Here is a 22,332-nt window from a genome sequence, read left to right as displayed (position 1 = left end):
CCGGCGACGGCCCCATCCAGGATCTGGTCGACTACAGCGAGAAGATTCCCGACGAAAGCGGGATGTACATCATGGACACGCCCGGTCACGGCGCCGAATCCGTCACCGGGATCGGTGCCGGCGGCGCGCACTTCATGATCATCTCGACGGGCCAGGGCCACACCCTCTCGAACGCGATCATGCCGACGATCAAGATCACCGGGAACCCCGGCAGCGCCGAACGCGTTCCCGAAGAAACCGACGTCGACGTCAGCGAGGCGCTGGTCGGCGACCAGTCGATCGAGTGGGCCACCGACGAACTCTGGGACGAAATCCTCGACGTCGTCAACGGCAAACTCACCCTGAGCGAGGTCCTCGGCGAGAGTCAGTTCGCGATCCACCGCATCGGCCCCTCGACGTAATACCTCGCTGACGGCCTCTGGCATTCAGTCGTAACTGAACTTACCTCTCCGTTCGTCTCGGGATGATTTACTGCCCGAGACGCCCTATTTTACCAACCGGAAAACGATGCGCGACGAGGTATCACGCCGATCCGTTTGTACGATCGATTGTCCGTCGATTCCGGTGTACATCTGCATCTGCGATGATCCAATACATCGGTACTGCAGGCCGTTTTATTTGATCTGAAAACCGTTAGTCGGTCTCGAATCCCTCGTAATTGTCCGGGCCGGGGTCCGAGACGGACGCGACGAGGAGACAGAGGATGCTACCGCCCCCGCCGACGAATGCGGCGCCGGTGCCCGCCAATTGAAGGGCGAACGTCTCGCCGAGTGCCGGCGTCGAAACGTCGATAACGAGCCCCATCGCGATCGGCGTTACCGTCGCCGTTATACGGGCACCTGCGGCCCCGAGACTTACGACCCCCGCGCGGAGTGAATCGGGTGCACATTCCGTGATATAGCTTCGATACAGCGAGATAGAGATACCGAACCCAGCGCCGATCAGTGCGACCCAAACCACCGCAAGAGCCGTCCACGGCGTGAAGTGAAAGTCGATACATCCGACAGTCGACGAGAGGTTCGCAATAACGGGCGGGTAGAATTTGGTCCCGAACCATCGGAGTATCCGTCCGACCTGGCTGGCTCCGACGGCGAAGACGAGACTTTCCACAGCGACCAAGATTCCGGCCTGAAACGGCGTTCCGTCCATCACCCGAACGACGACGAGCGAATTGTACGTCAAGAACCCAACCAGACGGACAGCGGCAACGATCGCGCGACGAGTAGCGAGGATACGCGTGGTCGTCGGGCGAGGCTACCCAGTGCACGGCGTTAAGCGGTCCCGTCTGTCTCCGTCTCGTCGGCGTCACCAGCCGACTCGCTGAACCGCACGGAGACGATCGCCGGCGCCGTAACGAACGAGATCACCAACCCGATGTTCCCAGGGGAGGTTCCGAACGGGTCGATCATCGAGTCCAGCACGGGTGAGACCAACGCCGTCCCCAGAATTGGAAACACGGTTGAAAGTAAGAGCAGTTGGAAATTCGACTCGTACAGAACAACACCGTCATTGCCGACGATCGACTCCAACGCTCGCAAAGGGACTCGACTCAGAAAAATAGTAATCTGGTATATATGAGTAGGTTTCTGGTGGATGGAAATAGGGACTCTTGTACCCAGGTACCGCCGATCGCTGATCCGGTTCGGTCGATCGGTGGTAATTGATTCCAAGAACCCCCTGGAATCAACTTGGTCGCGGGACGGAGTATTTCACGATGAAATATCTCCGTCTATGAATCACTTCCTCTTCGACCAATGATTTATATGGAATGAAGAGACAATGCGAGTTATGACTAATCGACTGTCAGTACAGCGCTCGCCCAGTAGTCCGTTTTTCCGAGGAATCGATCACATTTTTCTTTCGAGACATCATCTTCGAGTACGCAGGTGGTGGATCGAACGTCCAAAGGTCAGCTTGGGTACCGGGGGGGTCGTCTGATGGAAATCGATCGCGGTCGTGCGGAACGAATCGCTGCGGAAGCGTTTCGGGCGAGTGGACTCCGCGAGGAGGACGCGGCGTTAGTGGCTAAGGTCCTCATTACTGCGGACGCGTCCGGAAAGGGATCGCACGGATTGCTTCGATTACCGCGGTACGTTCGCGGGATCGAACACGGAAACGTCGATCCCGATGGGACGATCGAACTGGTCCGCGAGACGGGTGCGACGGCGACGATCGACGGGGGTTCACGACCGGGACCGGTCACCGCAGTGACGGCGATGGGGATAGCGATGGATCGAGCCGATACGTACGGAATCGGTGCCGTCGGCGTCCACAACAGCACCCACCTCGGAATGCTCGGGTACTACACTGGACAGGCTCGTTCCGACGGATACATCGGTGTCGGCATGACGAACACCGAACCGGCGATGCCGCCGTACGGGGGAGCAAATCCCGTTCTCGGAACGAACCCGATCGCGATCGGGCTCCCGACTGAGCCGCCGTTTAATCTGGATATGAGTACGTCAGCCATCGCTCGCGGGACAGTGTTACAGAAGAGCGAAGCGGGTGAGACGATTCCGGACGGCGTCGCACTCGATGCTAACGGCGAACCGACGACCGATCCAGAAGCGGCGCTCGACGGAACGATTCTCCCATTCGGCGGGCCGAAAGGTTCTGGACTGGCGATCGCCGTTGAAATCCTCGCCGGTGGACTGGTCGGTGCAGCCATGGGTAGAGATGTTACGGGGACGTATCACACTGAAGACCCGTGTACGAAAGGCGATCTCTTCATCACAATCGACCCCGCTTCGCTGGGTGGCGAGGCGTTTGTCAACCAGGCGAGCGAGTTCCTTCTCGATCTCAAAAATGAGAAGACCGCTTCCGGTATCGATGCCGTTCGTTTGCCGGGAGAACGTGCGATACAACGCGAAGCCGACGCCGAAGCGATCACGGTCGACGAGGAACTCTGGAAAACAGTGTGCTCTATCGCGGACGAGTCGGATGGGCACCAGTAACGGACGACAGTGGACTGAACGGGACTGTTGATCGATTTCTGCCTTGGCTGTTGAGTGATGCCGGTCTGATTACTGAGCGGATTCGGGCCAAAATTGAGTTAGTTCCGTCGCCACTGGTCGTCAGTGGTCGCTCGAATGTGGGAGGGAGCTAGTATATGTCGTTATATTTCAGTCGCAGTGCTGTGATTCCAACGAACAGGAGAAGCAGTCCTCCTGCGACGATCGCACCGTTCGGTGAAAACGGGAGCGAAATGAATCCTCCTGAATAAAATATTGCGACTGCGAATAGTATTGCCCCGCCCCAGACGAACGCCTCGAGTAGCGAGAGCCATGCCAAAATAATCGGATCCGGAATGGGGAAGTCCCAATCTTCTAAGTTTACCATGAGTGTTCTCTATGTTATAACTACTTTAGTTTCACGGAGGGAATGTGCGGTCAACCGCCTCGTCTACATCAGATCAGCGTCTTCGTATGCCTGTACTGCGCCCGGATGCAGTTCAAACGGCGTGTCCTCGTGCATCGCTTCGGTTGCCTCGAACATTTGCAGGGTGTCGGTGGACGATGCCGCCTGTTCCGCTTCTTCGATGACTCCTGAAACGAACATTTCGATAGCCTCTTCGGAGGCGTCGACGTGAGTTGCGATGTGCCCTCCGTCGATCATCGTGTCCAGTTCGCGCTCAAGGCCGGGCAGTCCACCCGAATCTAACGTGTGCGGGGTGAGACCGTAGTTCTCCTGGAAGAACTCTTGGTCGTCTTCGGTCCAGTCGAGGAAATTCGGTTCGCGCGTCGCTGCGATATTTTCGAGCCAACCGACTGATCGGCCACTGACCGCCAGTATGGCATCGAGGTCGTCGTCGAGGAACATTTCCGCTGCGTCGTCCCACTCCGTTCGGACGAACCGGCCGCCGTACTCTTCGATCTGTTCTTGTCCGTAGTCGGCCTCGTTGAGTACCGTATCCCACACGAAGCCGCCGAACGTCCCATCTGCCTGGTTCATCACCTCAATCGGGTACTCGTCGTCAGCCGCCTCCTGAAGAGAGTCATACTCGAAGTCCGGTTGTGTAATCACATAGTAAAATTGCTCCGATTGGTCGTTCATCACGGATCGGATGTTCGATGGCGGCGTATCCCATCCCTCCTCGTCGTAAGGGTCCTGACCGGTTGCGGCCAGTGTCGCGGCGACGACTGTCGTGTGACCCATGTCGATTTCCTGGTTTTGCAGCCGGTTGTTGTTTCCGAGCCATCCCCCGGGGAGGACGTTGTACCCGAGGTCTGGGTTCGCCGCAGACGCTGCGGAGAGCATCGAGGTCATGATGACGTAACCTGTACCGCCGGGTGATCCGGCGGCCGTCTGAAGCATAACGTCTCCCTGAACCATCTCGTTGCCATTTTCGTCACCATTCTCACTGTCGTTCTCCGAACCCGCGCCGCTGTTAATATCTTCCTCTGTACATCCTGCAATGCCGGCTACGCCCGCAGCACCGATCATGCCGAGCATTTTGCGTCGGTTGACTGTCTTATCGTTCATCATTGAATCGTGTTCCACTGTGGTAAGTTGGTTTCTACTGCAACCGTTACTCGTAACTCGTACCGCCCATTTCTGGCTCCTCGTGGAGTTGGTCCCGACTGCGCATCAGACGCAGGTACAACAGCAATCCGGTGGCCATCACTCCTAGCGTGATCCAGATGTTGAATTGGCTTCGACCGATTGTGGTGTCTACGATCCATGTTAGGATCGCCCCACTGGCTATGATGCCCATAAGTAGCCACTCGTATTTGCTTCGTATTCCTTCGTTTCGTAGTGTGTTCAGAATCGGCAAGACTCCGAATACGAATACGAACAACAACTCCATTGGTACGAGTGCAAGGACGTCAATGTCAATTCCTAACATGGAGCACCTGACGATTATGTGGGATTATAAATAAATGTTCGCATTGGATTCTGTTTCCATGGATCTTATATAAATCAACGGCTCTGTAGTTTCGGTACACGGGGCTTGATTTCACGGATATCGGACGCTCCGGCGGAGGTTGTAGACGGTCGCTTTGAGTAGCATTTCTCGGAACTCAAGCCACCAGTGTCGCGCACGCACGGCAGCGCCGAGCGTGCGCTTGATGTTTGAGAAAACGGTTTCGTTCATCGAGCGACGGTTGTACCGATCACGATCCATGCAGGCGTTGTGAGCGTGATCGAGTGGATTCATGATCCTGTGTTTGATCAGCGGTCTGATGTCGTTGTCACGGAGTTCGTCGCGGAAGGCTTTCGCGTCATAACCTCGGTCGGCGGCGAGGCTCCGCAGGTCGCCGACGTTGCGTCGGGCGACCTACGGGCCGATCTTCGCATCGTGCTTCTTCGAGGTGGTCGAGTGGTTGTCGGTGATGTACAGCGTTTCGACATCCACGAGGGCAGTGACTTTCAGCGCCCGGACGCGGTAATGGGTGCGGTTGGCGTAGTGACGACTGGGCTGATCACGATCGAAGCCAGTCGAATCGATGGCGGCGTGGCCAGTGCGTTTCTCGGCTGACGCGCCGAGAAACGCACGCCACGTCTTGGTCGGAATCCGTGCAAATCACGTGCGAAGAACGGTGTAGTGAGGCAACCGCGTGAGGCCAATTTCTTCGAGGACACCGGGCATCTCACTGAGCAAATCGACCGTGACGCGGTAGGATTTGCCCAGCTCGATGCGGAGTGCATGAAGCGTGAGCATTGCCCATTCAGCGAACCCGCCACCCCCTTCGGGGTCGGCGGGTTCGTCTGCGTTCTCGACAACTGATTTAGCTTTGGCGACCGTAACACGAGTGAAGAGACGGATTTCGGATGTCAAACCAATCTGTCTCTTCGCTTTCTACAGAGATAACGCAGTCGTAGCCTTCGGGTCTAGCGAAACTACAGAGCCAAATCAACAAAAAAGATCTCATAGACAGGAATCGACTGCGCTCGTCTGCACGATACCGCCATACACGCTGCGATGGACGCGACATTCTTCGATTGGGAAACCGGCAGCAAGCACTACTGCCGCCAGACAAACTACCGCGTTTAAATGGTAAAAATGACAGCCCCGTTGATACAGAAACGCAGACGGTGGTCGACGTTCCCTGTACGACCTGTAAACGGCACGACACGCAGATTTGCTGGCAACTCACCCGCCGCAACGCGGGCGAGATTGCCAGCCTCGCTGCTCATAAAGGCTATGTCTGGATGCGATTACGCAAGAAGCTACGCGAAGAGCGAGTAAGACCGCTGATCAAGCACCGCGAGTTCCGCCCCATCAATTGCGAGTATAACGCACGCATCGATAGGTCTCCGTATGGCCAAAGAGCGCTGTCAGAAACCGTCTTCTCCACTATCAAGCAGACGATCGGCCACGCGGTGCGTGCCCAAGCGTGGTACCGCGAATTTCGTGAGGCCGTTCTGATGTGTGCGGTCTGCAACATCAACCGAGGCGTGATACCGTGAATCAAGCGTTGTATGGCGGTTCACCAAAGCCGTTTCCAATTGTTACTATTGTGCCCTCAAGAAGTAACTCGATAGATGACGTCAACTACGCTGTTGAATAGAACCGTCAATTATAAGATAGGCCATTGTGAACGATTCTCTATGTCCGATGCTACCACTGGGAGGTACGAATCTTCCCTTCGAACGATCGGTGTCTACGGAATTTCTGGGCTCGCAATTATCACATCCCTTTTTCACCTCTATACCGGAGCGTTCGGAGTCTTTGGATCGCTTATCCAGCGTCCCGTTCACGTGTACCTTTTGGCGGCGCTGACGTTTGCGATCGTTCCCTTCTTGGGCCAAGAAAAATTGCGATATCGGCTGGTCGACCTCGTACTCGTCGCCTGTTCGTTAGGTGCGATGGTGTACGTTCTCGTCGAGTACAATAGACTGCTAAATGCAACCCCCTACGTCGGTAGTCCTGAGACGATGGACTGGGTTGTCGGTGTCCTTAGCGTTATTCTCGTACTCGAAGCCACCCGACGAATCGTCGGTCGATTACTGGCTGCGGTGGCGGTTTTTATGCTCCTCGCGACCATCTATTCGGACATCCTTCCGGCCCCGCTTACGGCGCCACGACTTCCACCGTCAAATTGGATCGACGGACTATTTGTCACGACACAGGGCCTCTGGAGCGTTCCGGTTCGCGTCAGTGCGTCGTTTATCTTCCTGTTTGTTATTCTGGCAGCGTTCCTCGAAGCGACGGGAGCTGGACGGTTCTTGCTCGATCTGGCGAACTCATTAGTCGGCCACTTGACCGGCGGGGCAGCGAAAGTCTCCGTCGTCGCGAGTTCGATTTTCGGGAGCCTTTCGGGAAGTGCAGCCGCAAACGTGTACGGAACCGGTATATTCACCATTCCAGCGATGAAGAGATTCGGGTTCAGTTCGCGGATGGCGGGCGCGACGGAGGTTTCAGCATCGAACGGCGGACAGTTGATGCCGCCGATTATGGGTGCCGGTGCGTTCATCATGGCGCAGTTTCTGGGAACGCAATACACCGTGATCGCGTTGGCCGCAATAATTCCTGCGGCGTTGTACTACCTTTCGGTGTACTTTTCGATCCACGCTCAGTCGGTTAAACTGGATATCGAACCGGTCCCGAAAGAAGAACAGAAACAGGCTCTCGAAGTACTGAGAGAGAAACCCGGCCAGGCGATCACGCTCGTTTCGACGATCTTCGTCCTGTTTTTCATGCTCATACAGGGGTATACGATCTATCGCTCGATCTTCTTCTCGATCGCGGTCATGATGATCGTGAGTTCTATCCAGCCCGATTCTCGCATCGGGGTAAAAGAGTTGCTCGTAGCATTGGACAAGGGTGCCCGGAACGCGACGCAGATCGCAATGGCCTGTGCGGCCGCCGCAATCGTCCTCGGTGCGCTCAACATCTCCGGACTCGGCGTCGTGTTCGGACAGATCGTGGTCTCGCTTTCGCAGGGGATTATCCCGCTATTGTTGATTCTCGTCGCAGCATTCTCGATCATCCTAGGCTTCGGGATGCCGACGACTGCCGCGTACATCCTAGCCGCATCCCTCCTTGCGCCCGGTCTCACGGCAGTCGGTCTCGGGGGACTCCCAGGCCATTTCTTTATTTTCACCTTCGCCGTGTACTCGACGCTCACGCCGCCGGTTGCCCTCGCGGCGTTCGCCGCGGCCCAAATCGCTGACTCCGATCCGATTCGAATCGCGTTTACCGCGATGAAGATCGTCCTGCCGACGTTCATTATCCCAGCCCGGTACATACTCCATCCAGCGATCCTCCTGGAAATGGGACTTGTGTACGCACTGATCGATCTCGTGCTTCTGACAATCGCCGTAATCGCGATTCAGTCCGGCATTTGGGGGTGGCCCGTTAGTAATCGATTGGCCCGCGGACTCGCCACGCTCGGCGCGCTGGTCCTGATCATCCCGCCGCCAATGGTTCCGATCGGGGTCCTCGAGTTGGCCGGAGGCGGGCTAGTTCTGGTCGCGCTCTCTGGCGCATCGCACATCGCTACCGAACGTCGCGCGCAAACGACGACCTGAGTAATCGATCGGTACGGTTTTGAGGCCATCCCACTAGTAACGTGGTATGGCATCCGGCAATCGACCATCGAACCGCGAGAATCCCATCGCAGATTTCCTTCGAGTAATCCCAACCTCCGTGTTCGTCGCCTTCGTCACCTTCATCTGGGCCGGTTCGCTGTACCACTCGCTCGAACCGTACGACATCGGAGCGGCGATCACCTATGGGATCATCGTTCTCACCGCGATTCCGATTGGGCTCCTGTTTCAGCAACTACACAACCGCATCTGAGACGAACACCGGCAGCGATCGAACTGACCGACGAGTGATCTCCGAGTACCCCTTCTCCATCGCGAACTGGATCGCCGAATTCAGTAAGGTTATATTCCCTATTTACAATATTACACGTGCTTGTACAATTTATGCGAAGACGCCTACAAACCGGGTGGGGGGTTCTCCAAGACAATGGTCGCGGATGGGTTTTATTGACCGTCTCACTGGGATGGATGCTCACGATCGGAACACGGATCGTGTACCCTGCGTTGCTTCCCGAGATGCGTATCGAATTCGCATTCGAGTATACGACTGCCGGGCTCCTCGTCGGATTGATCTGGGCTGCCTACGGGGTTATGCAGTTTCCCGGTGGCGTGCTCGCAGACGTGACGACAGAACGAACTGCGTTGATTCTAGGACTGGCCGGAACGATGATAGGCATCGCGGCAGTGGCAACCGCGCCGGCGTTCGGATTGTTCGTTCTCGGAAGTATCATTATGGGTGCCGGGGCGGGCGTATACGGGCCGAGTCGAGTAACCGTCCTCTCGCACACGTTTTCCGATTATCGGACGACGGCGATCGGTATCAGTCAAGCGGCGGGAAACGTCGGTAACGCGTTACTGCCGGTCGTCGCTGGAACCGTGACTGCGTACTTCGGCTGGCGTCTCGGATTCAGTTACCTGCTTCCCCTGTTCGTCGGTGTTTCCGTCGGCCTCTGGATCGCGCTCTCCGAATCGTCGGGAGTCGCTTCAGCGCTTTCGCTCCGCGAGATGTACACGGAGACCACTCGGGCGTTGCGATTGGAACCAGTGCTGTACGGGGCTGGCGTGTTGCTCTGTATCATGCTGGTCTACCAGAGTCTTACCGGCTTTCTGCCGACGTTTCTCATCGATGAAAAAGGTGTGACGAACGCGACTGCGACAGCGCTCTTTGGCTTCTTTTTTGCATCCGCCGTTCTCATGCAGTTCGTCTCAGGACTCCTCGCAGATCGGTATGGAACCGAGGTGGCCATCGGCCTGTTCGCCTCGGCTAGTGTGCCCGGGATCGCCCTGCTTCTTCTCGGAAACGGGCTCGAGTCGATCGGTCTCGGTATCGTTCTCTCGAGTTGTTTGCTCGGTTGCTTTCCGCCAGCACATACCTATACGATTGCCGCCGTCCCGTCGGGGGTCGAGGGGACTGGATACGGGCTGATCCGTACGTTTTATATCGGCTGTGGAGCGCTCGGACCGGTCGCGGTCGGAGCGATCACGGACTGGCGTTCGTTTCGCACTTCGTTTTTCCTCCTCGGAGGTGTCGTCGTGCTCATCGTGGTGCTTGCTCGTACGCTCATAAAGACGGTTGAGTCGCCGTAGGGGGCGAAACAATAGTCGGATACTGACGGTTCGACTCGCGGCTAGAAAACACTTAAGTGTGTTCTAGACCGACACTTGCCGTACGATACCGCAATGGTACGGAAAAAGAAGCTAAGTCCAAGCGGTGCGAGAGACGAAGACGGGAACTATCACAACGTCCACCTCAACCTGCACAGAGACGAGCTCACGGTCGCGGGTATGGACATCGGCTCCGAGGTGTTCGTTCGCGTCAGAGACGGGAAAATCATCATCCAACAGGCCGACAAGGAGGCGATCGAGCACGAGTTCTGATGTTCGCCGATCGGAGCTACGGAGGCGAGCAATAGTCCGCTAGTGTAATGGAGTCACAAACAAGTCGGGGTTCCGCTGGGATGTCGATACGGCAGACCGGGTAGTGTGTGAGACGCGCCGGTCTTCAAACCTCGGCTGGATCGCGTTATGCGACGACGGCGACGACGGGGATTGACGAGTTTAGTAACACCTGCTGTGCGACGCTGCCAAAGAGCGCTTTGCCCGCGGGCGATCGCTTCCGGGGACCGATGACGACGTATCTTGCGTCGACTTCTTCTGCGTACGCGGTGATCTCTTTGCTCGCTTCCCCGACTCGACCGACGAATTCCACGTCGCCGGGGAGGTCGCCGGTTGCGTTTTGAGCCACGCTGGCAGCGATGGTTCGTTCGTCGTCCTCGTCGATCGGTCCGCCCTTTTCGCCCGCCGTCGCCCGTCGTCTCTCGTTTGCCTCCGATTCGGACATTACGTGAAGAACGTGAACCGAATCGTCGAACGCGGACGATAGTTCCAGCGCCTCTTCGACGACGACCGACGCGTGCTCTTCCGGATCGATAGCTGCAACAATTACCATAACTCCGAATTTGTGCAAGAACCCCTATTAATCTTCCGTCGGGTACCGTTACCGCGAACGTATTGTCTGAGAGCGATCGTCACGGTCGCACGGTAGGACGATCCGTATCAGTCGTTTCCGAATACAACGGATCATCCCACTCGTCCCGCTGATGACAAGGAATATGCCACTGGAAGGGTGCATCTAGGCCGGTACGGAGTGACGCCCCAATGAGCAACGACGAACACGCCCGTCTGTTTCGAGAAACAATCGATGACCGCTACCCCGAACTCGACCCGGTCGACGGAGAGAAAGCGTACGCCGCCGGCGTCGGTCGCCGCGACGTCTACGAAAAGTGGCTCACGCCGATCGACCACTTTTTCGTTTTGAACCACTACCCGACACCGCAACTCGATGGGGACGCGTGGGAAATCTCGCTGCTAGCTGCAGACGAGACGGAACGGACGCTCTCGATGGCCGATCTGCGGTCCTATCCGCCCCAGACGGTGGCACACACGATCGAATGTGCCGGAAACGGCCGGGCGTATCTGGAGCCGTCCGGAGAGACGATCCAGTGGGAGTTCGACGGCGTCGGCAACGCGATCTGGGTCGGGGCGTCGGTGGGATCGATACTCGATGACTACGGACTCGACGGGGAGTGGCTCACGGCCGTCGGCGGAGATGCCCCCGACGGGGCGGATCGATTCGCCCGTTCGATTCCCATGGAGAAAGTGCGCGACGATTGCATCCTCGCGTACGAAATGAACGGTGCCCCGTTGCCACCCGACCACGGATACCCGGTCAGGCTGATCGTCCCCGGCTGGTACGGCGTCAATAGCGTCAAGTGGGTCTCCGAACTCCGGGTGATGGACGAGATGATCCACGGCGACGAGTGGGCGCGAGACACCCACTGGCAACAGCACGCTTATCATCTCGTTCGTGACGAGGAGGCGAACCCGACCCACCGCGCGTCGATCGAGACGTTCGACACGCAGGCGCAACTCGAATCCGACGAAATCGAACACCCGTACGCCTGCGACCAGACCGTTATGTCGGTGATCGCGTCCCCGGATGGTGACGGGGCGATTCCGGCCGGAACGACCGACATTCGAGGCATGGCGTGGGCAGGTGACGACGCCGTCGACGCGGTTAGCGTCTCGGTCGATGGCGGCGAGACGTGGGAAGAGGCGTCGTTCGTCGATCCGGTTCGCGGCGACGCAGCATGGCGACAGTTTTCCATCGAGTGGGAGGCCGTCCCCGGAGAGCATCGACTGCTCTCGCGGGCGACGGACGATCGCGGGCGAACGCAGCCGTCACGTCCATCGTCTCCGAAAGACGCGGCTGGTGCATTCGACAACGACGAGTTCCCCTGGAACCGACGCGGATACGGAAACAACGTGTACGAACCCTACGGGGTAACGGTGACGGTCAATCCAGCGTCGCCACGCGATCGCAGCGACTGACGGTCAAGAGCAACACTACTGACGGACACAGAATCACGCCCCGATCGCGCGACTGTGCTCCGATCGCGGATTGTCGTTTCGGTCGGGACTGACGGTTTCGGCCGGTGGTACCGGAAATTTCCAGCCGACATCCCGTAGAGAGCGGTCGAACTCGTCGACGCACGTTTCCCACCGACAAAACGGGGCGGTCGGTTCGCTGACGACCTCGCGTTCCGACGGCCGTCGATCGTCGGAGCGGTCGACGTTAGTGGCTCCCTTTATATTGGTTGACGCACTCTTGCGTCATCTCCTGGCCGTCTCCGAAGAGCATGAGGCAGTTGTCCTCGGCAAACAGCGGATTGGGAATCCCCGAGAAACCGGGGCTGAGACTGCGCTTGTTAACCACGACCGTTCTCGCCTCTCCGACGTCGAGCACCGGCATCCCGGCGATCGGGCTCGAATCGTCGGTGTTGGCCAGCGGGTTCACCACGTCGTTCGACCCGATAACGATCACGACGTCGGTCTGTGCGAACGTGGGGTTGATCTCCTCCAGTTCTTTCATTTTGTCGTAAGGAACGTCCGCCTCCGCCAGTAGCACGTTCATGTGTCCGGGCATCCGTCCCGCAACCGGGTGGATACCGAACTCGACCTCGACGTCGTTCTCGTCGAGTAACTCGGCGAGTTCGGCGACCGCGTGCTGGGCCTGGGCGACCGCCATCCCGTATCCCGGCACGATCACGACACGACGGGCCGTATTGAGCAACATGTTGACCTCTTCGGGAGAGGTCTCGGTGATGTTGCCTTCGTAGATTTCGTCCATCTCCTGGGAAGACGCCGCTTCCTGGCCGAAGCCGCCAAAGAGAACGTTCGTCAGCGATCGGTTCATGGACTCGCACATGATCACCGTAAGGATCATCCCGGCCGCGCCGACGAGGGTTCCGGCGATGATCAGCACGCTGTTGCCCAGTACGAATCCGGTGCCGGCTGCGGCCAGCCCGGAGTACGAATTTAACAGGGCGATAACGACAGGCATGTCCGCCCCGCCGATCGGAATGACCAGCATGACTCCGAGTACTGCCGCCGCCACTATCAGGACCCAGTAGGATGGCACCGCCGATCCCTGCAGTGTGTCGGCGAGTAACTCCGGCTGGACGATCGTGTACGCCCCGGCCAGCACCGCGAGGAGCAATAGCAGCGCCTTGACGGCGTGCTCCCCGCTGTACCGGATCGCAGAGCCCGTGATCAGGCCGTGGAGCTTCCCGGCGGCCACGATACTTCCGGTGAAGGTGACCGCGCCGACGATACCCGACACGGCCGCCGCGATACCGACGTCGGTCGCCACGACGCCGCCGTTCGCCGTGCCCAGTTCCAGCACTTCGGAGCCAGCGACGAGGGCGGAAGCACCGCCGCCCAGGCCGTTAAATAGCCCGACGAGTTGGGGCATTTCGGTCATCTCGACGGTGAACGAAAGACCGACACCGATCAACGTACCGACGATCAGGCCGGCGATCAGCACCCACGGCTGAATAATCTCGAACCACAGTACGGTCGCGGCGACGGCGACGAACATCCCGCCGGCGGACGTGAAGTTCCCTCGAACGGCCGTTCGCGGGTGGGTCATGTCTCTGAGCCCCTGGATAAACAGGATGGCGGCGACAAGATACGCTACCGACAGCACCGTCTCGCCAATGAGTTCGACCACGATCAGTCACCTCCTCCGTGGAAATCCGCGAGCATGAAGTGGCTCACAAGGTAGCCGCCGACGACGTTCACCGTCGCCATCACGACCGCGAGAAAGCCAAGCGCCGTCGCGAGGCTCGTCGATCCGGACCCGGCGACGACGACGGCACCCACGAGCGTGATGCCGGTAATTGCGTTGGCACCGGACATCAACGGCGTGTGGAGCGTTGCTGGAATCTTGGTGATGATCGAGTAGCCAAGAAAGGCAGCGAGCACGAAGAAGGTCAAGTAGGTAATAATCTCACTCATCGTCATCACCTCCGCCGGCTACCTCAGTCGAGTCGGCACCGTCGTCGGCAGCGTCGCCCTCGCCCTCGTCGGACTTGCCGTCGTCGGTTTCGGCGTCCTGTTCGTGCGGGTTGCGGATCGTTCCGTCCTGGATGAGCATGGTCGCATCCACGACTTCGTCCGTCGTATCGATCGTAATCGAATTGTCGTCGTCGAGCATGGCCCTGAAGAAGTTCGTCACGTTGTTCGCGTAGAGTCGGCTCGCGGTCCGGGCAACCGACTCCGGGAGGTTCGTCGGCCCGAAGACCGTCACGCCCTCGTAGGTGACCGTCTCGTCCGCGATCGTCGGTTCACAGTTGCCGCCACCGCCAGCAGCAAGATCGACGATGACCGAGCCGGGGTCCATCCCGTCGATCATCTCGTTGGTGACGAGTTCCGGTGACGGTCGACCGGGAACCGCTGCAGTGGTGATTACGACGTCCGAGTCGCCCACGACGTCGATCATCATCTCGCGTTGCTTGCGGTAGAACTCTTCGTCTTGCTCGCGAGCGTGGCCTTCCTCGTCGGAGGCGTCGTCGGTTTCCAGATCGAGTTCGACGAACTCGGCACCGAGGCTTTCGACTTCCTCTTTTACTTCCGGGCGGATATCGTAGGCGCGAACGTTCGCACCCAGCCGTTCGGCAGTCGCGATCGCTTGCAATCCGGCGACGCCCGCTCCGACGACGAAGACGTCGGCGGGACGGACGGTTCCGGCTGCGGTCATCTGCATTGGGAACAGCTTCGGCAACGCCTCCGCGGCTACTAGCGCGGCTTTGTACCCTCCGATACTCGCCATAGAGGACTGTGCGTCCATGCTCTGTGCGCGGCTGATCCGCGGGACGAGCTCGAGCGCGAACGCGGTCACCCGACGGTCGGCGAGCGTCGACAGTTCGTCCTCGATCGAGTACGGACCGAGCTGGCCGATGACCAGTTGGCTATCCTGGTACGGGTCGATTTCTGTCCCCGGTGTCGCACCTAGCCCGCGGACCTGAAAGATCACGTCTGCCCGCTCGAACACCGCCTGGCGATCATCGACGACGTTACATCCTGCCTCACGGTACTGCGCGTCGGACCAGCCAGCACGTTCGCCCGCACCGGCAGCCACACACACGTCGAACCCGTCGTCCATTAACTCTGCGGCGAGCGAGGGGACGAGCGCGACCCGCGTCTCAGTTTCGACCGTCTCGGTTGGAATCCCGATAATCATTCTCACACACTCGGTGATACGTTGACATACCAAACGAGGGATTTATATCTTACTGACCGACTGTTCTCTCAGCGATTATCATTATAGACGTTCTGTTTATCGTATCAACTCATGTCACCTACTCGAAACCCGCTGGGATGAGGAATCTCCCGTCTTCCGCCGAGTGGAGACTGTCTATCGTCTCGCATCATTCGAAGGTACTGAGTACAGCGGTTATTTTCAAAATATATCTAGAAGGTTCAAAATCATATGTGATGATCTCTAATATCGGTCGGTACAATCCTCAAGATTTAAGGCCTTGCCTTTCATGTGGTGAATTGACATAGAACGGGAGTGAGACCCATTACCAATTATGGCTTCGTTATCGACAATCGGAGGTGTATCGGTTGCCACGCCTGTACGGTCGCGTGCAAGGCAGAACACGACGATCCAATCGGCGTCAACAAGACGTGGGTCAAATACATCGAGAAAGGGGAGTTCCCGAACACGAACCGCAATTTTTCGGTAATGCGGTGTAACCACTGTGACGACTCCCCGTGTACCGACGTCTGTCCCGTTACCGCACTCTGGGAACGCGAAGACGGCATCGTCGACTTCGATACCGATCGGTGTATCGGCTGCAAAGCCTGTATGCAGGGGTGCCCGTACGACGCCCTGTACATCGACCCGGAAACGTCCACCGCGGCGAAGTGTAACTACTGCTCTCACCGCGTCGATTCCGGACGCGAACCCGCCTGCGTTACGGTCTGTCCCGAGGATGCGATCATCGCTGGCGACATGGAAAACGCCGAGACGGACATCGCGAAAACGATTTCGACGCAGGAAGTACAGGCCCGCAAACCCCAGAAGGGAACCGAGCCGAAGCTGTTCTACGTAAACGGTGACGAAGGGAGCATCACTCCGGGAACGACGGCCCGAGAAGATCACTACATGTGGAGCGATGCACCCTCGACCATGGAAGTCCAGGGCGGTGAACGCGAAGACTTCGACATCGAGAAGGCTGCACGCTCGCTCGCCGAATCCGACGTCACGTTCTCGAGTGGTACTGCGGAAGCGGAGGCCGGTTCCGATCCCGAGACTCCCGTTCAAACGGACGGCGGCTGCGGTGGAAACTGCGGCTGCAAAACCGACACTGAACGGTTCGCCTCCGACGGCGGCGTTGCTGCCGATCCGAGCGATGCTGCTACCAACTCCTCCGGTTCCCAATCCGGACGCATGGAACAGGCGTACGAACTGCTCCACGAGGAAGCAAATCGCGTCTACGACATCGGCGAGAGCCACTACACCTCCTGGGGTTGGGAGGTGTACTCCTACACGTGGACGAAGTCTATCTCCGCCGGCGTGTTGCTCCTTCCCGCGTTGCTCATGCTGGGAGGGATAATCGAACCGAGCACGACCGTTCTCGGGGTTAGCGCGCTTGTTAGCGGTACGTTCCTGGGATTGACCGGACTGTTACTCATCGCGGATCTCGACCAGCCGATGCGGTTTCACTGGGTGTTGTTACGGCCGAACTGGACCTCGTGGTTGGTAAAAGGAGCGTACATTATCACCGCGTTCGGCGCCTGGCTCGGCGTTCTGGTCGCCGGCTGGCTGTTCGACGTCACCGCGATCGTCCACCCGATCGCGTTGCTAATAACGGCTATCCTCGCGACGGCGACGGCAGTGTACACGGCCTTCCTGTTTAGCCAATCGAAGGGCCGTGACCTCTGGCAAAGTCCCGCGATGCCGCTTCACATGTTCGTTCAGGCCTTGATTGCCGGCGCTGCTGCGACGGCGATACTGGGCGCGGTCGGTTTCGATCAACTGGTCGGGCCGTCGCGAATCGCGCTGATCGGCGGTCTGCTGGCTCACGTCGCGCTGGTCGGCTCGGAAATCTTCACGCCACACCAGACCGAGGACGCAGAGGAGGCGGCCGCGCGGATCACGCGCGGGCGATTCAAAAACGCGTTTTGGTTCGGTGCGATCGGCGCGGGAATCGTCGTCCCGCTGATCGCACTCGCGATCGGCGCCAGCGCACCCGTCGTCGCTGGCGCCGGCGCAGTTGCGCTGGCGGGCCTCTTCGCCTTCGAGTACTGCTGGATCATCGCCCCACAAACGATTTCACTCGCATAACATATGGGATCAGAATTCGACCCGAGTACGATCGAGAAATTTGCACAGAAGGTCGGGGTCCTGTCGAACAGGACGACCGAGACCACGAAGCAGCGACAACGCCGTGGCGTCGACGGCGTCGACCGACTGGTCGACGAGGGACTTCTTGGCGGGTATCCCGACCCCAGCCAGTGGGACGAGTGGACCGAGTACAATCCCGAGGGTGAACCAAGGGACTACTCGCTGGTGCCGACCGCTTGCTTCAACTGCGAGGCCGGCTGTGGCTTACTGACGTACATCGACAAAGAAACCGGGGACATCCGTAAAATTGAGGGGAATCCCGAACACCCGGGGAGTCGCGGCCGAAACTGCGCGAAAGGCCCGGCGACGATCAACCAGTTGAACGACACCGGACGCATCCGCTACCCACTCAAACGCGACGGACCGCGAGGAAGCGGGCAGTGGACGCGCGTGAGCTGGGAGAAGGCGCTTTCCGATATCGCCGGCGAAATGCGCGAAACGATCGAGGACGATCGCGAGAACGAAATTACCTACCACGTCGGCCGTCCCGGCCACGAGGAGTTCATGGACCGGGTACTCGACGCCTGGGGACTCGACGGTCACAACTCGCATACGAATATCTGCAGTTCGGGCGCACGAGCGGGGTACGCGCTCTGGCACAAATACGATCGGCCGAGTGCGGACTTCGCGAACGCGGAGTTCATCCTGTTGCTGTCGGCGCATCTCGAATCGGGCCACTACTTCAACCCGCACGCACAGCGGATTATGGAGGGAATGCAAGACGGGGGCCAGCTGGCGGTCATGGACCCGCGTCTTTCGAATACGGCGGCGATGTCCGACTGCTGGTTGCCGACCCAGCCTGGCAGCGAAGCGGCGGTGTTGCTGGCGATGGCGAAGATCATTCTGGACGAGGAGCTCTACGACGCGGAGTTCGTCCGAAACTGGGTGAACTGGGAGCAGTTCCTCGACGAGGAGTATCCAGACCGCGAGTCGACGTTCCAGTCGTACATCGACCTGCTGCGAAACGAGATTTACGCGGAATTCACGCCGGCGTACGCCGAAGCAGAGAGCGGGGTCGACGCCGAACAGATCACCTCGGTCGCCCGAAAAATCGGGCGCGCCGGCGATCGGTTTGCGAGTCACATCTGGCGGTCGGCCGCGTCGGGCAACGAGGGCGGCTGGCAGGTCTCGCGAACGCTTCACTTCCTGCAGGTGCTGACCGGCAGCGTCGGTACGAAAGGTGGAACATCGCCAAACGCCTGGCACCAGTTCGACCCGGAACTGCCGAAAGAACCACCGCGACAGAAGCTATGGGACGAGTTGCAGTTACCACGCGAGTGGCCGTTCGCCCACTACGAGATGAGCCAGTTGCTGCCGTACTTCCTGAAGGAGAACCGTGGGAAGATTTCGGTGTACTTTACGCGGGTATTCAACCCGGTGTATACGTACCCCGATGGCTTCTCGTGGATCGAGGCGCTGACCGACGAGGACAAAATCGGTATGCACGTCGCGATGACGCCGACGTGGAACGAAACGGCGTATTTCGCGGATTACGTGTTGCCGATGGGCCACAGCCCCGAACGCCACGATATCCAGAGTCAGGAGACACACGCCGGCACGTGGGTAACCTACCGCCAGCCCGTCCTCCGAGAGTTTGCCGAACGCGAGGGCGAAGATGTCGACAGAACCTACGAGGCAAACCCCGGCGAGGTCTGGGAAGAAGATGAGTTTTGGATGGACCTCTCGTGGCGAGTCGATGAGGACGGCGAACTCGGCATCCGGCAGTACTTCGAGAGCCCGTATCGGGAGGGTGAAGACGGCGACCCAGTCCAGATGACGATCGACGAGTACTATCGGTACATCTTCGAACACGAGGAGAATCTGATCGAAGCCGCGGCGGAAAAGGGGATGGAACCGCTCGAGTATATGAAACACCACGGGGCGTTCGAGGCGTCGTCGAACGACTACGAGCTACACACCGACTCCATCCCCGAAGATGTCCTCCAAGAGGACGACGTGTTCGTCGATGAGTACGGAACGATTCGGCGGGAGAGTTCGCCCGACCTGTACTCCGAGCACGACGGCTCGGAGGTCCTCGGCGTGATGGTCGACGGCGAGCCGAAACGCGGGTTCCCGACGCCGACGGGCAAACAACAGTTCTACTCGAAGACGATGGCAGAGTGGGGGTGGGACGATCCGGAGTATACGCTTCCCCACTACATCGAATCGCACGTCCATCCGGAAGAAATCGACTACGAAAACGGGGAACGAGTGCTCGTTCCGACGTTCCGGTTGCCCACGCAGATCCACTCTCGCTCTTCGAACTCGAAGTGGCTGGAAGAGATTTCCCACAACAATCCGGTGTGGGTCCACACGAAAGACGCCAAGCGGATGGGCGTCGAGACGGGCGATCTCATTCGAGTCGTGACCGAGATCGGCTACTTCGTCAACGAAGTCTGGGTGACCGAGAGCATCAAACCGGGGATCGTTGCGATGTCCCACCACATGGGGCAGTGGAAGATCAACCGGGACGACGAGCGCGAGATCGACGAGGGCGGTGATCCATACGGCAAAGTGACCGTCGACCTGGATTCCGAACAGGGTCAGTGGGGAATGCGCCAGGCCGAAGGGATCGGCCCCTTCGAAAGCGACGACCCCGACAGCGAGCGCGTATGGTGGAACGACGGTGGCGTCGCACAAAACCTCACCCACGCACCCCATCCAGACCCGATCTCGGGAATGCACTGCTGGCATCAGAAAGTAACGGTCCGACCCGCCGAAGAGGACGATTACTACGGCGACATCTACGTCGATACCGATCGGGCCTTCGAGATCTACCGGGAGTGGGTCGAAAAGACCGATCCCGCGCCGGGGCCGGAAGGGCTTCGTCGACCGAAGTGGCTCAAGCGGCCGATCGCGCCTCCGACTGCGGAGGCCGACGACGCCTGGTATACCGACGGCCCCGTCGGGCGATCCGAACGGTGGAATCCGGAGACGCACTCGACGAGCACCGATGACTAACCAGACGGCCGACGGGCGAGAGCGCGTGGTCGACGAGATTCGCCGATCGATCGCGGCGGCCGACGCCGGGATGTCGGAACTCTACGAGGGGATCACCGCCCTTGGCGGGGTTGGATCGATCGATATCTCCGACGGAGTGGCCGATATCGAACTCACGCTCCCGGTTTCGTGCGAGCGTATCCGCAGCGTCGTCGAGCGGGAGATCAGGGTTGCAGCGGTTTCCGTCGAGGGGGTAACCAACGCACGCTGTCACTGGCAGCCCGAGGCGTCAGACGCTGGCGAGCGAGTCGATCTCATTCCCGACGTCAAAAACGTGATCGCGGTCACGAGCGGGAAAGGCGGCGTGGGTAAAAGTACGGTTTCGGTAAACCTGGCGGTCGCACTAGCTGATGCAGGCGCGTCAGTGGGCTTGCTCGACGCGGACATCTACGGACCGAACGCACCGTCCATGCTCGGTCTCTCGGACCGGACGCCGTCGGCAACGCTGTCTGATAGCATCGTCCCTCGCGAATCGTACGGCGTGCGGGTGATGAGTATGGACTTTCTGGTGAGCGAATCCGATCCGGTGATTTGGCGCGGCCCGCTCGTCGACGAGTTCATCAAACAGCTCGTCAGCGACGTCGACTGGGGGGAACTCGATTATTTAATCATCGACCTTCCGCCCGGAACCGGAGATGCTCAGGTGACCGTCGCACAGCATTTACCGCTCGCCGGGGCCGTTATCGTCACGACGCCCCAGGACGTTGCGATCGACGACGCGGCACGCGGACTCGAAGCGTTCGTCCGCTACGGGGTCCCGATTCTCGGAGTCGTCGAAAATATGGCCGGATTTACCTGTCCAGATTGCGACTCGACCCACGACGTGTTCGGTGCTGGGGGCGCGTCCGACCTGGCCAAAAAATTCGACGTTCCCGTACTTGGCCGACTCCCGCTGGACCCCCAGATCGGTACACTCGAGGGTGATGCTGAGGACGATGACGAGCCGGCCGGACTTTCGGTTCCGCTGATCGGCCGCATCCAGTTGCCGCGAACCAGAGCGGAGCGAGAACGCGAAGCGACGACGGCACAGCCGCCGATCGCGGTTCGGGAGGCAGAACGCGCCTCAGTCACGGCGACGCGGGAGGTTGCGAGCCGGATAAGCGCCAGGGCGGCCGCATCCCAACACTCACTCTCGATGGAATAGACATCCCTCGATATCGGCAGAACGGTCGGAACGGTGTCGATTGGCGGTGTCGACACGATTCGATGATTCTATCCGTCGTTGGTACGATCGTAGCCGCAACTATCGCTTCCGTGATCGGTCGGTAATCGTAGCGCAGGCCGTTGCGTCTGCGACCGTCAACGACTGCTAGCGGACGGTGTATCAGCGATTGTTCACGCTACATCGTTGGGTCCTGACGCGGTCCGCTGTCATTCAGTGTCGGTGGTCACCCGGACGAGCGGCGATTGCCGGTGACAGGTACGACGATCGGCATGGATTACTGTTCTGGATCACGCCCGTTCCCTCTCGTTCGAGCTGTATGTCACGAGTGAGACACAATTCTGTTCGATACCATCGAACGTAACTTGGCGGGCCGCAAAGCCCTCTCTCGAAGCACCGTCTCAATATTCTGTCAATTATA

The 22,332-nt window shown here is 59.0% G+C and carries 17 protein-coding genes and 3 pseudogenes; 11 read left to right on the top strand and 9 right to left on the bottom strand.

From position 1 onward, the window contains the following. Positions 1 to 401, top strand: a pseudogene (locus AC6I6X_RS17700) (UxaA family hydrolase); the annotation flags it as partial. 232 nt (positions 402 to 633) lie between these two features. Here AC6I6X_RS17700 and AC6I6X_RS17695 read toward each other — a convergent pair. Then, positions 634 to 1,149 carry a hypothetical protein gene (locus AC6I6X_RS17695; protein WP_497931854.1) on the bottom strand — a complete coding sequence of 172 codons (516 nt, stop codon included), beginning with the start codon at positions 1,147 to 1,149 and terminating at the stop codon, positions 634 to 636. 122 nt (positions 1,150 to 1,271) lie between these two features. Beyond that, entirely contained in the window at positions 1,272 to 1,529 is a 258-nt protein-coding gene (locus AC6I6X_RS17690; RefSeq protein ID WP_497931852.1) for a hypothetical protein, read from the bottom strand. Positions 1,530 to 1,937: 408 nt separating this feature from the next. Here AC6I6X_RS17690 and AC6I6X_RS17685 point away from each other — a divergent pair, with 408 nt between their 5' ends. Further along, positions 1,938 to 2,954 (top strand): Ldh family oxidoreductase, encoded by a 1,017-nt coding sequence (locus AC6I6X_RS17685; RefSeq protein WP_497931850.1) that lies wholly within the window; start codon positions 1,938 to 1,940, stop codon positions 2,952 to 2,954. 148 nt (positions 2,955 to 3,102) lie between these two features. Here the strand turns inward: AC6I6X_RS17685 and AC6I6X_RS17680 are convergent, their stop codons facing one another. The 3 genes and pseudogenes from AC6I6X_RS17680 to AC6I6X_RS17670 form a co-directional block, all read right to left on the bottom strand. Next, on the bottom strand, positions 3,103 to 3,339 hold the full coding sequence (locus AC6I6X_RS17680; protein WP_497931848.1) for a hypothetical protein: 237 nt from the start codon (positions 3,337 to 3,339) through the stop codon (positions 3,103 to 3,105). A gap of 63 nt (positions 3,340 to 3,402) precedes the next feature. After that, entirely contained in the window at positions 3,403 to 4,482 is a 1,080-nt protein-coding gene (locus tag AC6I6X_RS17675) for a TAXI family TRAP transporter solute-binding subunit (RefSeq protein WP_497931847.1), read from the bottom strand. Positions 4,483 to 4,957: 475 nt separating this feature from the next. After that, a pseudogene (locus AC6I6X_RS17670) lies at positions 4,958 to 5,779 on the bottom strand (IS5 family transposase). A 111-nt stretch (positions 5,780 to 5,890) separates the two neighbouring features. On the opposite strand from AC6I6X_RS17670, the pseudogene AC6I6X_RS17665 reads away from it, so the two are divergent. The 5 genes and pseudogenes from AC6I6X_RS17665 to AC6I6X_RS17645 form a co-directional block, all read left to right on the top strand. Continuing rightward, a pseudogene (locus AC6I6X_RS17665) lies at positions 5,891 to 6,411 on the top strand (IS5 family transposase); the annotation flags it as partial. Positions 6,412 to 6,552: 141 nt separating this feature from the next. Next, a complete protein-coding gene (locus AC6I6X_RS17660) occupies positions 6,553 to 8,475 on the top strand; it encodes a TRAP transporter permease (protein ID WP_497931845.1) in 1,923 nt (640 codons plus the stop codon). A gap of 46 nt (positions 8,476 to 8,521) precedes the next feature. Next, positions 8,522 to 8,746 (top strand): hypothetical protein, encoded by a 225-nt coding sequence (locus AC6I6X_RS17655; RefSeq protein ID WP_497931843.1) that lies wholly within the window; start codon positions 8,522 to 8,524, stop codon positions 8,744 to 8,746. Positions 8,747 to 8,940: 194 nt separating this feature from the next. Further along, a complete protein-coding gene (locus AC6I6X_RS17650) occupies positions 8,941 to 10,080 on the top strand; it encodes an MFS transporter (RefSeq protein ID WP_497931842.1) in 1,140 nt (379 codons plus the stop codon). A gap of 93 nt (positions 10,081 to 10,173) precedes the next feature. Further along, positions 10,174 to 10,371, top strand: a complete 198-nt coding sequence (locus AC6I6X_RS17645; protein WP_497919173.1) for a SymE family type I addiction module toxin — start codon at positions 10,174 to 10,176, stop codon at positions 10,369 to 10,371. 145 nt (positions 10,372 to 10,516) lie between these two features. Here AC6I6X_RS17645 and AC6I6X_RS17640 read toward each other — a convergent pair whose 3' ends face one another. Next, positions 10,517 to 10,942: a universal stress protein gene (locus tag AC6I6X_RS17640; protein ID WP_497931840.1), complete on the bottom strand. Its 426-nt coding sequence runs from the start codon at positions 10,940 to 10,942 to the stop codon at positions 10,517 to 10,519. Positions 10,943 to 11,151: 209 nt separating this feature from the next. On the opposite strand from AC6I6X_RS17640, the gene AC6I6X_RS17635 reads away from it, so the two are divergent. Then, positions 11,152 to 12,384 carry a sulfite oxidase gene (locus AC6I6X_RS17635; protein ID WP_497931839.1) on the top strand — a complete coding sequence of 411 codons (1,233 nt, stop codon included), beginning with the start codon at positions 11,152 to 11,154 and terminating at the stop codon, positions 12,382 to 12,384. Between the two features lie 244 nt (positions 12,385 to 12,628). Here the strand turns inward: AC6I6X_RS17635 and AC6I6X_RS17630 are convergent, their stop codons facing one another. The 3 genes from AC6I6X_RS17630 to AC6I6X_RS17620 are packed head-to-tail and all read right to left on the bottom strand — an operon-like array spanning position 12,629 to position 15,577. Next, positions 12,629 to 14,065 carry an NAD(P)(+) transhydrogenase (Re/Si-specific) subunit beta gene (locus tag AC6I6X_RS17630; protein WP_497931838.1) on the bottom strand — a complete coding sequence of 479 codons (1,437 nt, stop codon included), beginning with the start codon at positions 14,063 to 14,065 and terminating at the stop codon, positions 12,629 to 12,631. A 2-nt stretch (positions 14,066 to 14,067) separates the two neighbouring features. After that, entirely contained in the window at positions 14,068 to 14,352 is a 285-nt protein-coding gene (locus AC6I6X_RS17625) for an NAD(P) transhydrogenase subunit alpha part 2 (RefSeq protein WP_497919169.1), read from the bottom strand. Further along, entirely contained in the window at positions 14,345 to 15,577 is a 1,233-nt protein-coding gene (locus AC6I6X_RS17620) for a Re/Si-specific NAD(P)(+) transhydrogenase subunit alpha (protein ID WP_497931877.1), read from the bottom strand. Before AC6I6X_RS17620 ends, AC6I6X_RS17625 begins: the two co-directional genes overlap by 8 nt. Positions 15,578 to 15,910: 333 nt before the next feature. On the opposite strand from AC6I6X_RS17620, the gene AC6I6X_RS17615 reads away from it, so the two are divergent. Genes AC6I6X_RS17615 through AC6I6X_RS17605 form a run of 3 tightly spaced genes read left to right on the top strand, consistent with a single transcriptional unit; the run spans position 15,911 to position 21,893 of the window. Continuing rightward, the gene (locus AC6I6X_RS17615; RefSeq protein WP_497931837.1) at positions 15,911 to 17,689 is read left to right on the top strand and encodes a 4Fe-4S dicluster domain-containing protein; all 1,779 of its coding nucleotides are present in this window, start codon (positions 15,911 to 15,913) and stop codon (positions 17,687 to 17,689) included. 3 nt (positions 17,690 to 17,692) lie between these two features. Further along, a complete protein-coding gene (locus AC6I6X_RS17610) occupies positions 17,693 to 20,710 on the top strand; it encodes a molybdopterin-dependent oxidoreductase (protein WP_497931836.1) in 3,018 nt (1,005 codons plus the stop codon). Then, on the top strand, positions 20,703 to 21,893 hold the full coding sequence (locus tag AC6I6X_RS17605) for an Mrp/NBP35 family ATP-binding protein (RefSeq protein WP_497931835.1): 1,191 nt from the start codon (positions 20,703 to 20,705) through the stop codon (positions 21,891 to 21,893). Before AC6I6X_RS17610 ends, AC6I6X_RS17605 begins: the two co-directional genes overlap by 8 nt. Positions 21,894 to 22,332: the final 439 nt, after the last annotated feature.

Source organism: Halosolutus sp. YCN4, assembly GCF_059736495.1.
The sequence above is the reverse complement of the archived record's forward strand: the minus strand, read 5'-3'. Positions and strand labels throughout refer to the sequence as shown.

Coding starts and splice junctions, on each gene's coding strand:
- AC6I6X_RS17640 (WP_497931840.1), bottom strand. CDS start 10,942: ATGGTAATTGTTGCAGCTATCGATCCGGAAGAGCACGCGTCGGTCGTC.
- AC6I6X_RS17620 (WP_497931877.1), bottom strand. CDS start 15,577: ATGATTATCGGGATTCCAACCGAGACGGTCGAAACTGAGACGCGGGTC.
- AC6I6X_RS17605 (WP_497931835.1), top strand. CDS start 20,703: ATGACTAACCAGACGGCCGACGGGCGAGAGCGCGTGGTCGACGAGATT.
- AC6I6X_RS17695 (WP_497931854.1), bottom strand. CDS start 1,149: ATGGACGGAACGCCGTTTCAGGCCGGAATCTTGGTCGCTGTGGAAAGT.
- AC6I6X_RS17675 (WP_497931847.1), bottom strand. CDS start 4,482: ATGAACGATAAGACAGTCAACCGACGCAAAATGCTCGGCATGATCGGT.
- AC6I6X_RS17645 (WP_497919173.1), top strand. CDS start 10,174: ATGGTACGGAAAAAGAAGCTAAGTCCAAGCGGTGCGAGAGACGAAGAC.
- AC6I6X_RS17610 (WP_497931836.1), top strand. CDS start 17,693: ATGGGATCAGAATTCGACCCGAGTACGATCGAGAAATTTGCACAGAAG.
- AC6I6X_RS17685 (WP_497931850.1), top strand. CDS start 1,938: ATGGAAATCGATCGCGGTCGTGCGGAACGAATCGCTGCGGAAGCGTTT.
- AC6I6X_RS17660 (WP_497931845.1), top strand. CDS start 6,553: ATGTCCGATGCTACCACTGGGAGGTACGAATCTTCCCTTCGAACGATC.
- AC6I6X_RS17655 (WP_497931843.1), top strand. CDS start 8,522: ATGGCATCCGGCAATCGACCATCGAACCGCGAGAATCCCATCGCAGAT.
- AC6I6X_RS17635 (WP_497931839.1), top strand. CDS start 11,152: ATGAGCAACGACGAACACGCCCGTCTGTTTCGAGAAACAATCGATGAC.
- AC6I6X_RS17680 (WP_497931848.1), bottom strand. CDS start 3,339: ATGGTAAACTTAGAAGATTGGGACTTCCCCATTCCGGATCCGATTATT.
- AC6I6X_RS17625 (WP_497919169.1), bottom strand. CDS start 14,352: ATGAGTGAGATTATTACCTACTTGACCTTCTTCGTGCTCGCTGCCTTT.